An 11,865-nucleotide genomic window follows, 5' to 3' on the forward strand; every position below is an offset into this window, starting at 1 on the left:
TGGCTGGGCCGGCGGCCGCTGGTCGGCGCCGCGGCGCAGCCGCAGACCATCCACGACTTCGGCGGCTTCCCGCAGGCGCTGTACGCGATGCAGTACCCGGCGCCGGGCGCGCCGGCCGTGGCCCAGCAGGTTGCCGAGCTGCTGGCGCAGGCCGGGCTGGCGCCGGTGCTGGACGAGCGTCGCGGGCTGGACCACGGCGTGTGGGTGCCGCTGTCGCTGCTGTACCCGCATGCCGACATCCCGGTGGTGCCGCTGTCGATCCAGCCGGAACTCGGGCCGGAGCACCATCTGGCGCTGGGCCGCGCACTGGCGCCGCTGCGCGAGGACGGCGTGCTGGTGATCGGCTCGGGCAGCATCACCCACAACCTGCACGACTTCGGCCGCTACGCCGAGGGCAAGGAAGTGCCCTACGTGCGTCCGTTCATCGAATGGACCGAGCAGGCGTTGCGCCGCGACGACGTGCCGGCGATGCTCGACTATCGCCGGCAGGCGCCGTTCGCCGAGCGCGCGCATCCCACCGACGAGCACTGGCTGCCGATCTATGTGGCGATGGGTGCGGCCGGCGCGGGCGGGCTGGGCGCGCAGCGCATCGATGCGGGGATCGACGCCGGCCTGCTGGCGATGGACATCTACCGCTTCGACGGCGCCGCGGCGCGCGTGGCGGCCTGAACGCCAGGAGATCGACCTGAGCGATTCATCGCGGTGAAGGTCGCAGCGCATCCGCGTCTCACCGTTTGAGACGCGGACCCGGCATCGTCGGCTGGTGAATACCCTCGAAAAACTCGCCGTGCTCGCCGACGCGGCCAAGTACGACGCGTCCTGCGCCTCCAGCGGCGCCGACAAGCGCCATTCCCTGCGCAGCGGCGGCATCGGCAGCACCGAGGGCATGGGCATCTGCCATTCGTACACGCCCGACGGGCGCTGCGTGTCGCTGCTGAAGATCCTGCTGACCAACTTCTGCGTCTTCGACTGCGCGTACTGCGTCAACCGCGTGTCCAGCAACGTGCGCCGCGCGCGCTTCACCCCGGCCGAAGTGGTCAAGCTGACCCTGGATTTCTACAAGCGCAACTACATCGAAGGGCTGTTCCTCTCCAGCGGCATCATCCGCAACAGCGACTACACCATGGAGCAACTGGTGGAAGTGGCGCGGCAGCTGCGCGAGGAGCACCGCTTCGCCGGCTACATCCATCTCAAGACCATTCCCGACGCGGCGCCGGAGCTGCTCGCCGCCGCCGGCCGCTACGCCGACCGGCTCAGCATCAACGTGGAGTTGCCGACCGAGCGCGGCCTGGCGCAACTGGCGCCGGAGAAGAACGTCGGCGGCATCCGTGCGGCGATGGGCGAATTGCGCTGGCGCATCGAGGAGAGCAAGGAGGCGCGCAAGGCCGAGGCGCGGGTCCGCGCCAAGCCGCCGCGCTTCGCTCCGGCCGGGCAGAGCACGCAGATGATCGTCGGCGCCGACGGCGCGGACGATCGCGCGATCCTGCACACCAGCCACAATCTCTACGGCAACTATCGCCTGCGCCGGGTCTACTACTCCGCGTTCAGTCCGATTCCCGACGCCTCGGCCAAGCTGCCGCTGCTGGCGCCGCCGCTGCAGCGCGAGCACCGCCTGTACCAGGCCGACTGGCTGCTGCGGTTCTACGATTTCTCGGTGGAGGAGATCGCCCCACCTGCGGCCAGCGGCATGCTCGATCTGGACGTGGACCCCAAGCTGGCGTGGGCGCTGCGCAACCCGGAGCGATTCCCGGTGGATCTCAATACCGCCGCGCGCGAACTGTTGTTGCGCGTGCCGGGGCTGGGCACTCGCAATGTCGAGCGCTTGCTGCTGGCGCGGCGGCATGCGCGGCTGCGGGTCGAGGATCTGGCGCGGCTGCGGGTGCCGCTGAAGAAGCTGCTGCCGTTCGTCAGTGTGCTCGATCACCATCCGCGGCAGCGGCTGGACGATCCGCAGCGGCTGCGTGCGCAGTTGGCGCCGGCACCGCGGCAGGGTGGCTTGTTTGATTGACGCGGTGGGGTGGAGTGTTGCCATGCTTGCTGCAACGGCAACGGCAACGGCAACGGCAACTGCAACTGCAACATCAAAGGCTTTCGCGCCTACGGGCGCGAGTGACTTTTGTCTTGGCAAAAGTCACCAAAACCGCTCCCGCCTGACACGAGCCGGTGCGATACGGCCGCACCGGTCCCCTGCGCTCCTCGCGGCGAGCGGCACGGCGCCCAAACTCGCTTCGCTCAAACAAGGGCGCCTCTTCGGCCGCTCGCCACTCCGGTGCTCGGCTCGCTTTAAGGCGGGAAGTTTTAAAAGCAACATCACGAGCAACAGCAACAGCAACAGCAACAGCAACAGCAACATCTGCACGCGCGGCGATGGTTGCGGATGCTGTGTTGGCGGTTGTGTTGCCGTGTTCTGCATTCGTTTCGGTGAGCTGATGCGTGGAGCGGGGCATGTTCCAGGCTGAGGTGGCGCCGCCGTGGAGTCTGGAGGCGTGGCGGGCGGTGGCGCGGGCGGCGTGGTGCGCGCAGGTGGCGCCGGAGACGCTGGCCTGGGACGGCGATGCGCAGGGCGGGTTGCTCGCCGGGGCCGACGTCGCCACGCTGCCGGCGCAGGTGCCGCCGCCGCGGGTGTCGGCCGAGTTCCTGGCGCTGGCCGGTGCGGTGTTGTGCCATCGCGATCCGCAGCGGCATGCGCTGCTGTACCGCCTGCTGTGGCGCATCGCCGGCGGCGAGCGCGCGCTGCTGCAGCGGGTCACCGATGCCGACGTGCACCGCGCCCAGCAATGGGCGCAGGCGGTGCGCCGCGACAGCCACAAGATGAAGGCGTTCGTGCGCTTCCGCGAGGTGCCGGGCGAGCAGGAGGCCTACATCGCCTGGTTCGAGCCGGAACATCACATCGTCGATCGGGTGGCGCCGTTCTTCGCGCGGCGCTTCGCCGGCATGCGCTGGGCGATCCTCACCCCGTACCGCAGCGTGCGCTGGGATGGCGGGACGCTGCAGTTCGGCGCCGGTGCGCAGCGTGCCGATGCGCCGGCCGACGACGCGCAGGACACGCTGTGGCGCACCTACTACGCCAACATCTTCAACCCGGCGCGGCTCAACCCGACGATGATGCGCCAGGAGATGCCGCAGAAATACTGGAAGCACCTGCCGGAAGCGCAACTGCTGCCCACGCTGATCCGCGACGCCGGGCAGCGCGTGCGCGAGATGGCCGAGCGCGCGCCCGAGCCGGTTCGCCGGCGCATTCCCGCGCCGGCACCGGTGCCGGTGGTGGCCGCCGACGACAGCCTTGAGGCGCTGCGCGCGGCGGCGCGCGACTGCCGCCGCTGTCCGCTGTGGCAGCCGGCCACCCAGACCGTGTTCGGCGAAGGTCCGCAGGATGCCGCGGTGATGGTGGTGGGCGAGCAGCCCGGCGACGAGGAAGACCTGAGCGGGCGCCCCTTCGTCGGCCCGGCCGGGCGCCTGTTCGATCGCGCGCTGCAGGAACTGGGGGTCGAGCGTGCAGGTATGTACGTCACCAACGCGGTCAAGCATTTTCGCTTCGAGCAGCGCGGCAAGGCGCGGCTGCACCGCAATCCCGAGCGCGCGCATGTCGAGGCCTGCCGGATGTGGCTAGCCGGCGAACTGGCGCGGGTGCGCCCGCGCATCGTGCTGTGCCTGGGCGCGACCGCGGCGCGCGCGGTGCTGGGGAGCGGCTTCAGGCTGATGGCCCAGCGCGGGCAGTGGCAGGCGCTGGACGACGGCACCCGCGCGCTGGCCACCGTGCATCCGTCGTGGGTGCTGCGCCAGCGCGGCGGGGAGGCGGGCGAGGCCGCCTATCAAGGCTTCGTGGATGACTTGCGCGTGCTGGCGGAGCAGGTGCCCATGCCGCACGCGGGGAATTCCGGCAACTGACCGCTCGTGTGCGTGCTGCAGTTGCCGCCATCGGGGCGCGGCGGCGCGGTTGCAGGCGTGGACGTGCAAAACGGGGACGGCCGTAGCCGCCCCCGCGATGCCAATGCACCCCCCGACGCGTGCTTACGGCATCAAAACCTTGTCCACCACATGGATCACGCCGTTGCTCTGCATCACGTCGGCGGTGGTGACGTGCGCGGTATTGCCCTTGCTGTCGGTGAGGGTGACCTTGCCGCCGCGGGCCTTGGCGATCAGCGTTTCGCCCTGCACAGTGGTCAGCTTGGCGCTGCCGCCGCCGGCCTTGATCTGCGCCAGCAGCGCCGCCGCATCGAGCTTGCCGGGGACCACGTGGTAGGTCAGCACCTGGGTCAGCTTTTCCTTGTTCTCCGGCTTGAGCAACGTGTCCACCGTGCCGGCCGGCAAGGCGGCGAAGGCGGCGTTGGTCGGTGCGAACACGGTGAACGGGCCGGCGCCCTTCAACGTGTCCACCAGACCGGCAGCCTTGACCGCGGCGACCAGGGTGGTGTGATCCTTGGAGTTGACCGCGTTGTCGATGATGTCCTTGGTGGCGTACATCGGCGCGCCGCCGACCATCGGATTCGGCTTGGCTTCGCTCATCGCGGCGTGGTCGTGCATCGCGGCCTGGCTGGGGGCGGCCATGGCGGGCAGGGAGACGAGGCCGGCGAGGGCCAGGGACAGCAAGTGGATCTTCATGGGCTTGCTCCTTGAAAGGGATGCGCGGCCAGTCGGCCGTGCACCTGTCTTTACGCGGCCTGCGCCGGCGCGGTTGCATCACGCCATCCAGATAATGATGAACAGGGGGGGGGGCTGGCGGGTACCGTCGCTCGCATCCAGGGCGGCTCAGGCGAGCGCACTGTCGCGCTGTGGTACAGCCGCAAGGCCGGGCAGCGCTCCGGCGAACGGTCTATACGAGTGCAGGCAGGCCTCATCGTCGGCCTGCGCCGATGAGATCACCGACACTGAGAAGGGATGTCCATGTCCTCAAACTGGGCTGCCAATGGCAGAACGCCAGCCTCAAACCTGGCGCCACGCAAGTCGCATTTCTTGAATTTCGCATCGGCAAAGATGCAGTTGATGAATGTCGATGCTCTGAATTCGACTCTGTCAAAGACAGCGCCGGTAAAATCGCAGTCCATGAATTTCACCCGGCGGCCGCCGTACTCCACTCCGCAAGATCCACCGGAAAACCTGGCTTTGACGAAATCGGTTTTTTCGCAGATCGCATCATCCATGTTGATCACAAGCTTGCTTTTTGAAAAGTTGCAGTTTTTTATTTCCGATCTGCACAAAAGGGCTCCGTTCAAGTTGGCACTTTCGAAGCTGACATTCATGAAGGAACTATCGTTTGCACTTCCCGATATTTTCGAGTAAGACAGGTCGGTGTTGCTGATCCTCGATTCGAAGAGATTTGCGGCTTTTAACTGTTCCAGGATGGCAGATGGGCCGATGCTGATGCCGGAAAGATCAGCGTCGCGAATGATCGGCCGTCCAGCCGCGATCGAATCGATGCTGTCGATGATGCTCGCCAGATATTCATGGTTTCGCCATTTGGCGGTTGTGTTTTTCATGGGTGGCCGCCTCGGGGATGAATTGGCGGCATGATATCTGCCATGCCGTTATGGTTGAGCGCGGCTGCAGCTTCGGACGCGCCGCGACGTCCGCACCCTGAGTGGCTGTCGGGCTCAGGGTCCAGGATCGCTGATCGGTGGTCGGAAATGTTTGTCCTGTTGGTTGGCCGGGATCGTCCCGGCGATGCCGTTCTCGGAACGTCGCTTTGCGCTGCCGGCACGCGCTGGAGGGCCAAGGCGCGCCGGCTCAGCGGCGCTGCAGCACATAGCTGTTCTCGAAGCCGTGGGCGCAGCCGAGCACATGGAAGTCGCCGAAGTAGCCGGCGGCGCGCAGCAGGTCCACCGCGGGACCGACCTCCGGCGAGTATTCCCAGTCGCCGTAGTCGTCGAACACCACGAACCCGCCGGAGACCACGCTCGGCCCGTACAGCAGGAAATCCAGCAGCACGTTGCGCCCGGTGTGCCCACCGTCGATGTGCAACAGCGCCACCTTCGGCTCCATGGCGTAGAAATGCTCGGCGCAGAACTCCGAATAGCCACGGATGAAGCGCGCATTGGGCAGCAACTGCTGCCGATAGTGGTTGAACTCCTCGAACTGGTTCGGCAACGCGAACGGATCCATGCCGATCACCCGGCGCTGGCGGCCAGACACCTCGTTCATCAGCACCAGCGACTTGCCCTTCCACACCCCGATCTCCACCAGATCGCCCGGCACGCCCTCCAGCAGCAGGCACAGATAACCCAGCAGCCGCACATGGTCGTGGAAGGACAGCTCGCGTCGCTCCATCGCGTGCTCGGCCGGCAGGCCGGCCTGGGCCTGGACGAAGTGGTCGCCGATCAGGTCCCAGATCCGCGGAATGCTGCCTTCGGCCGCGTGTTCGTCGATGAAGCGGTTGAGTTCCTGGATGGTGAGCATGCGGTCTCCGGCGAAAAGGCGCCGGTGTCCGCCACCGGCTCTGTGGCCGGATAGTAGCCTGGACGCCGCCCGCGCCACTGGACATCGCCGCCGCGGTGCGCTTTGCTTGCAGGCTCCCCCATTCATGGGCGGCGCCGCCGGCGTGGCGCCGCCGTCCGGACGAGCATGCATTCGATCGAAGTGGTCTTGGCGATGTTGCTGGCCGTGGTGGCCAGCGGCTACCTGGTGCGCGTACTGCCGTTTTCGCTGCCGTTGCCGCTGGTGCAGATCGGCCTGGGCGCGATCATCGCCGGCGTGTTCAAGAAGGGTTATGCGCTGGAGCCGGAGTTGTTCTTCCTGCTGTTCCTGCCGCCGCTGCTGTTCCTGGACGGCTGGCGCATCCCCAAGCAGGGCCTGTTCCGCGACAAGGGCGTGATCCTGGAGCTGGCGCTGGGCCTGGTGGTGTTCACCGTGATCGGCGCCGGCTTCCTGATCCACTGGATGATCCCGACCATGCCGCTGGCGGTGGCGTTCGCGCTGGCCGCGGTGGTGTCGCCCACCGATCCGATCGCGGTGTCCTCGATCGCCGCGCGCGCGCCGATCCCCAAGCGGCTGATGCACATCCTGGAAGGCGAGTCGCTGCTCAACGACGCCTCCGGCCTGGTCTGCTTCCAGTTCGCGGTGGCCGCGGCGATCACCGGCACGTTCTCGCTGGCCGATGCCTCGCTGACCTTCCTGTGGGTGGCGCTGGTCGGCGTGGCCGCCGGCATCGCGGTGGTGGTCGGCACCAGCCTGGCGCAGCGCTGGGTGTGGCGCCAGGTCGGCGAGGAGCCGGGCGCGGCGATCCTGGTCAACCTGCTGCTGCCGTTCGCCGCCTACCTGCTGGCCGAGGCGATCAACGCCTCGGGCATCCTCGCCGCGGTCGCCGCCGGCATCGCCATGAGCTACGTGGAACTGAGCGGCCGCGCCCCGGGCAGCATGCGCGTGCAGCGCTCGGCGGTGTGGGACATGGTGCAGTTCACCCTCAACGGCATCATGTTCGTGCTGCTCGGCGAGCAGTTGCCGGGCATCGTGCAGGGCGCCATGCACAACATGGACGAAGCCGGCCACCTGGACCCGTGGTGGCTGCCCGCCTATGCGCTGGCGATCTACGTCGGCCTGCTGTTGCTGCGCTTCCTGTGGGTGTGGCTGTCGCTGCGCTGGACCCTGCTCAAGGCGCGCCGTCGCGGCGAGGACCGGCAGAGCCCGCCGTGGCGGATCGTGGTGGCGACCTCGCTGGCCGGCGTGCGCGGCGCGATCACCCTGGCCGGCGTGCTGACCCTGCCGCTGGCCCTGCCCGGCGGCGCCGCGTTCCCGGCGCGCGACCTGGCGATCTTCCTGGCCAGCGCGGTGATCGTCACCTCGCTGCTGGTCGCCAGCATCGGCCTGCCGCGGCTGCTGCGCGGCCTGGAGCTACCGGAAGAGCCGACCGACCGCCTGGAGGAAGACCTGGCCCGCCGCGAGTCCTCGCGCGCGGCGCTGGCGGCGGTGGAGAAGCTGCGCCAGCGGCTGGTGCAGGACAGCGAGCACGCCGATCTCTACAACGAGGCCGCCAACCGGGTCAGCGCGCTGTACCAGCGCCATCTCGACCATGGCGAGGCGATGGAGAGCGATCCGGAGGAGGCGCGGCGCCTGGACGCGGTGCTGCGCCAGCTGCGGCACGCTGGCCTGCAGGCCGAACGCCAGGAGCTGTTCAAGCTGACCCGCCAGCGCAAGATCTCCGACGAGATCGCGCGCCGGCTGATCCGCAATCTGGATCTGCTGGAGGCGCGGCGCAAGAGTTGATCGACGGCCGGGAATGGGGAGTCGGGAATGGGGATTCGTGAAAGCGGCTTCCTGGCGTCGTTTTGGGCTCGCCGCGATGCCACTTTCGGCGCGCGCCGGTTCACTGCTCGTCGCTTTCTGCCCGCCAGGGACGCACGCCGGCCTGCGCCCCTGGCGCTGTGTGGTCTGTTGCAAGCCGCGTGGCTAGCGCATCGCGCTAGGCGTCCTCGGCCAGCGGCGGCAGCCGTCGCGGCACCGGGGTCGACTTCACGATGGCGGAGTTGGTTTCGGCGCGATCGGTGACTTTTGCCAGGATGTTGTCCAGGTGCGCGATGTTGCGCAGGTACAGCCGGCAGATGAAGCAGTCCTCGCCGGTCACCTTGTCGCACTCGACGAATTCCGGGATGCGCTGCAGCAGTTCCTCCACCAGGTGCAACTGCCCCGGCAGCGGTTTGACCCGCACGATCGCCTGCAAGGTGTAGCCCAGCGCGCGCGGATCGAGCTCGACCGTGAATCCGGCGATCACGCCCTGGTGCTGCAGCCGGCGCACGCGGTCGGCGGTCGCCGGGGCCGACAGGCCGATCTGCCGGGCCAGTTCGCTGGTCGCCATGCGCGCGTCTTGCGCCAATGCAGCCAGGATGGCGCGGTCGATCGCGTCGAGTGGGGCGATGGCGGGAGGGGAAAGGCGGGTTTGCATAGTGACCTTCCTTTTTTAGGTAAATTCCGTAATTGGCCTAAGTTTAATTATATTTTCGCGGAATTGCGGTTTCTACAATGACGCCTGTTCGCAGCATTGAAAGGAACCGGGATGGCCTCGAACGAGATTCACCGTGGTGCGGCCGAGATGGTCGTGGCCATGCTCATGTCCGGCACGATCGGCTGGCTGGTGGTGTCGTCGGGGCAGTCGCCGTTCAACGTGGTGTTCTTCCGCTGCCTGTTCGGCGCGGCCACGCTGCTCATCGTCTGCGCGGCGCTGGGCCTGTTGCGGCGCAAGGCGTTCTCGCCGCGGATGCTGGCGCTGGTGCTGCTCGGCGGGATCGCGATCGTGGGCAACTGGCTACTGCTGTTCGCCGCCTACGGCCGCGCGTCGATTTCGATGGCCACCGCCGTCTACAACACGCAGCCGTTCATGCTGGTCGGGCTCGGCGCGCTCGTGTTCCGCGAGCGCATCAGCGCCTCGACCGTGGGGTGGCTGGCGGTGGCGTTCGTCGGCCTGGTGGGCGTGGTGCGCATCGCGCCTGCGGTGCTCGCGGTGCCGGGCGAGTACCTGCAGGGCGTCGCCCTGGCGCTCGGTGCCGCGTTTCTGTACGCGGTGTCGTCGATCGTCACCAAGCACCTGAAAGGCACGCCGCCGCATCTGCTCGCGCTGCTGCAACTGGGCATCGGCATCGTGTTGCTGGCGCCGTTCGTGCGCTTCGATGCCTTGCCCAGCCGTCCCGGCCAATGGCTGGATCTGGTCGTGCTCGGCGTGGTCAACACCGGGGTGATGTATGTGCTGCTGTACGGCGCCATTCAGGCGCTGCCCACCGCGATGATCGGGGCGCTGTCGTTCATCTATCCGGTGGTGGCGATCGCGGTCGATCGCATCGCCTTCGGGCAGTCGCTGGCGTGGACGCAGGTACTCGGGGCGCTGCTGATCCTGCTGGCGGCAGCCGGGGTCAACTTCGGCTGGCGCGTGCTGCCGTGGCCGCGCCCTGCGCGACCGGCCGTCGTCGACGTCGACACCGGACAAGGCTAACCAGGCGTCGCCACGGCCAAGACGGTCACGTTGCCCTGCGTGTGCAGGCACTGGCCGACGCACTGTCCCGCACGCGGGAGAGTGCTTCCGCCGGATCGGGATTTATCCATCACGAGCCGGCTTCTACCCTGGGGGCCGTTTCCGTAGCCGCCGCGCGCCCAGGGAGTTCCCGTGTCGCCGATCATTTCCGTACAACACCTGACCAAGACCTACGCCGGGGGTTTCCAGGCACTGAAGGGCATCGACCTGGAGATCCATCGCGGCGAGATCTTCGCCCTGCTCGGCCCCAACGGTGCCGGCAAGACCACGCTGATCAGCATCATCTGCGGGCTGGTCAATCCCAGCAGCGGCCGGGTGCTGGCCGATGGCCACGACATCGTGCGCGACTACCGCGCCGCGCGCGGCAAGATCGGCCTGGTGCCGCAGGAACTGGCCACCGATGCGTTCGAGACGGTGTGGGCGACGGTGCGCTTCAGCCGCGGCCTGTTCGGCAAGCCGCGCGACGACGCGCACCTGGAGCGGGTGCTGCGCGAACTGTCGCTGTGGGACAAGCGCGGCAGCCGCATCTCCACCCTGTCCGGCGGCATGAAGCGGCGCGTGCTGATCGCCAAGGCGCTGGCGCACGAGCCGTCCATCCTGTTCCTGGACGAACCCACCGCCGGAGTCGACGTGGAGCTGCGCCACGACATGTGGCAGATGGTGCGGCGCCTGCGCGAGCAGGGCACCACCATCATCCTGACCACGCACTACATCGAGGAAGCCGAGGACATGGCCGACCGCGTGGGCGTGGTCAATCGCGGCGAACTGGTGCTGGTGGAGGACAAGCGCACGCTGATGCGCAAGCTCGGCAAGAAGCAACTGGCGCTGACCCTGCAGGCACCGCTGCACGCGTTGCCGCCGGCGCTGGCGGCGCAGCCATTGGAGCTGTCCGCCGACGGCACGACACTGACCTACACCTACGACGCGCAGGCCGCGCAGACCGGCATCGGCCCGCTGCTGCGGCAACTGGAGGCGCAGGGCGTGGAGATCAAGGATCTGCAGTCCAGCGAGAGTTCGCTGGAGGAGATCTTCGTCAACCTGGTGCGGCCGGCGTCGGCCGCGGCGGAGGTGCGCGCATGAACCTGCACGCGATCGCCGCGATCTACCGCTTCGAGATGGCGCGCACCTTCCGCACGCTGACCCAGTCCATCGCCTCGCCGGTGCTGTCGACCTCGCTGTACTTCGTGGTGTTCGGCGCGGCGATCGGTTCGCGCATGGGCGCCATCGACGGCATCAGCTACGGCGCCTACATCATCCCCGGGCTGGTGATGCTGTCGCTGCTCAGCGAAAGCATCTCCAACGCCTCCTTCGGCATCTACATGCCGCGCTGGGCCGGCACCATCTACGAGGTGCTGTCGGCGCCGGTGGCGTGGTGGGAGGTGGTGATCGGCTACGTCGGCGCGGCGGCCAGCAAGTCGGTGCTGCTGGGCCTGCTGATCCTGCTCACCGCACGCGCCTTCGTGCCGTACGAGATCGCGCATCCGCTATGGATGTTCGGCTTCCTGGTGCTGACCGCGCTGACCTTCAGCCTGTTCGGCTTCATCATCGGCGTGTGGGCCGACGGCTTCGAGAAGCTGCAGGTGATCCCGCTGATGGTGATCACGCCGCTGACCTTCCTCGGCGGCAGCTTCTACTCGATCAACATGCTGCCGCCGCTGTGGCAGAAGATCAGCCTGTTCAACCCGGTGGTGTACCTGGTCAGCGGCTTCCGCTGGGCGTTCTACGGCAAGGCCGACGTGCACATCGCGGTCAGCCTGGGCATGACCCTGGCATTCCTGGCGCTGTGCCTGGGCGTGGTATGGGCGATCTTCCGCAGCGGCTATCGGCTCAAGCCCTGAGGCGGCAGCGGGGGCCGCGGCGTGCGGCCGTGCGTCGCAGCGGCATGCCGGCAGGCGCGGCGCCTGCCGGCGGTC

General features: G+C 68.0%; 12 protein-coding genes. 7 read left to right on the forward strand and 5 right to left on the reverse strand.

The features are described 5' to 3' along the window. Positions 1-669 (forward strand): class III extradiol ring-cleavage dioxygenase (locus tag D588_RS0102035; protein ID WP_017914785.1); only part of this gene is annotated, 669 nt, incomplete at its 5' end. Positions 670-763: 94 nt separating this feature from the next. After that, a complete protein-coding gene (locus D588_RS0102040; RefSeq protein WP_017914786.1) occupies positions 764-2,008 on the forward strand; it encodes a putative DNA modification/repair radical SAM protein in 1,245 nt (414 codons plus the stop codon). A 73-nt stretch (positions 2,009-2,081) separates the two neighbouring features. On the opposite strand, the gene D588_RS27505 is transcribed toward D588_RS0102040, so the two are convergent. Then, the gene (locus D588_RS27505) at positions 2,082-2,447 is read right to left on the reverse strand and encodes a hypothetical protein (RefSeq protein WP_157836390.1); all 366 of its coding nucleotides are present in this window, start codon (positions 2,445-2,447) and stop codon (positions 2,082-2,084) included. Between D588_RS27505 and D588_RS0102055 the strand changes: the two genes are divergently transcribed. Further along, the gene (locus tag D588_RS0102055; protein ID WP_017914788.1) at positions 2,446-3,888 is read left to right on the forward strand and encodes a UdgX family uracil-DNA binding protein; all 1,443 of its coding nucleotides are present in this window, start codon (positions 2,446-2,448) and stop codon (positions 3,886-3,888) included. The genes D588_RS27505 and D588_RS0102055 overlap by 2 nt on opposite strands. Positions 3,889-4,011: 123 nt before the next feature. Here D588_RS0102055 and D588_RS0102060 read toward each other — a convergent pair whose 3' ends face one another. From D588_RS0102060 to D588_RS0102080, 3 genes are all read right to left on the reverse strand, one after another. Further along, on the reverse strand, positions 4,012-4,602 hold the full coding sequence (locus D588_RS0102060) for a fasciclin domain-containing protein (protein ID WP_017914789.1): 591 nt from the start codon (positions 4,600-4,602) through the stop codon (positions 4,012-4,014). A gap of 257 nt (positions 4,603-4,859) precedes the next feature. Next, positions 4,860-5,477, reverse strand: a complete 618-nt coding sequence (locus tag D588_RS26285; RefSeq protein ID WP_198526718.1) for a pentapeptide repeat-containing protein — start codon at positions 5,475-5,477, stop codon at positions 4,860-4,862. 247 nt (positions 5,478-5,724) lie between these two features. After that, positions 5,725-6,393, reverse strand: a complete 669-nt coding sequence (locus tag D588_RS0102080; protein WP_017914793.1) for a class I SAM-dependent methyltransferase — start codon at positions 6,391-6,393, stop codon at positions 5,725-5,727. Positions 6,394-6,558: 165 nt separating this feature from the next. Here D588_RS0102080 and D588_RS0102085 point away from each other — a divergent pair, with 165 nt between their 5' ends. Next, entirely contained in the window at positions 6,559-8,196 is a 1,638-nt protein-coding gene (locus D588_RS0102085) for a Na+/H+ antiporter (protein ID WP_017907651.1), read from the forward strand. Between the two features lie 196 nt (positions 8,197-8,392). Here D588_RS0102085 and D588_RS0102090 read toward each other — a convergent pair whose 3' ends face one another. Further along, on the reverse strand, positions 8,393-8,872 hold the full coding sequence (locus tag D588_RS0102090) for an Lrp/AsnC family transcriptional regulator (protein WP_017914794.1): 480 nt from the start codon (positions 8,870-8,872) through the stop codon (positions 8,393-8,395). Between the two features lie 111 nt (positions 8,873-8,983). On the opposite strand from D588_RS0102090, the gene D588_RS0102095 reads away from it, so the two are divergent. From D588_RS0102095 to D588_RS0102105, 3 genes are all read left to right on the forward strand, one after another. After that, positions 8,984-9,913 (forward strand): DMT family transporter, encoded by a 930-nt coding sequence (locus tag D588_RS0102095; protein ID WP_017914795.1) that lies wholly within the window; start codon positions 8,984-8,986, stop codon positions 9,911-9,913. 171 nt (positions 9,914-10,084) lie between these two features. Further along, positions 10,085-11,032, forward strand: coding sequence for an ABC transporter ATP-binding protein (locus D588_RS0102100; protein ID WP_017914796.1), 948 nt, complete (start codon positions 10,085-10,087; stop codon positions 11,030-11,032). Then, positions 11,029-11,790, forward strand: a complete 762-nt coding sequence (locus D588_RS0102105) for an ABC transporter permease (protein WP_017907655.1) — start codon at positions 11,029-11,031, stop codon at positions 11,788-11,790. Before D588_RS0102100 ends, D588_RS0102105 begins: the two co-directional genes overlap by 4 nt. Positions 11,791-11,865 lie beyond the last annotated feature (75 nt).

It is taken from the genome of Xanthomonas sp. SHU 308 (assembly GCF_000364645.1).
GTDB classification, from domain to species: Bacteria; Pseudomonadota; Gammaproteobacteria; order Xanthomonadales; family Xanthomonadaceae; genus Xanthomonas_A; species Xanthomonas_A sontii.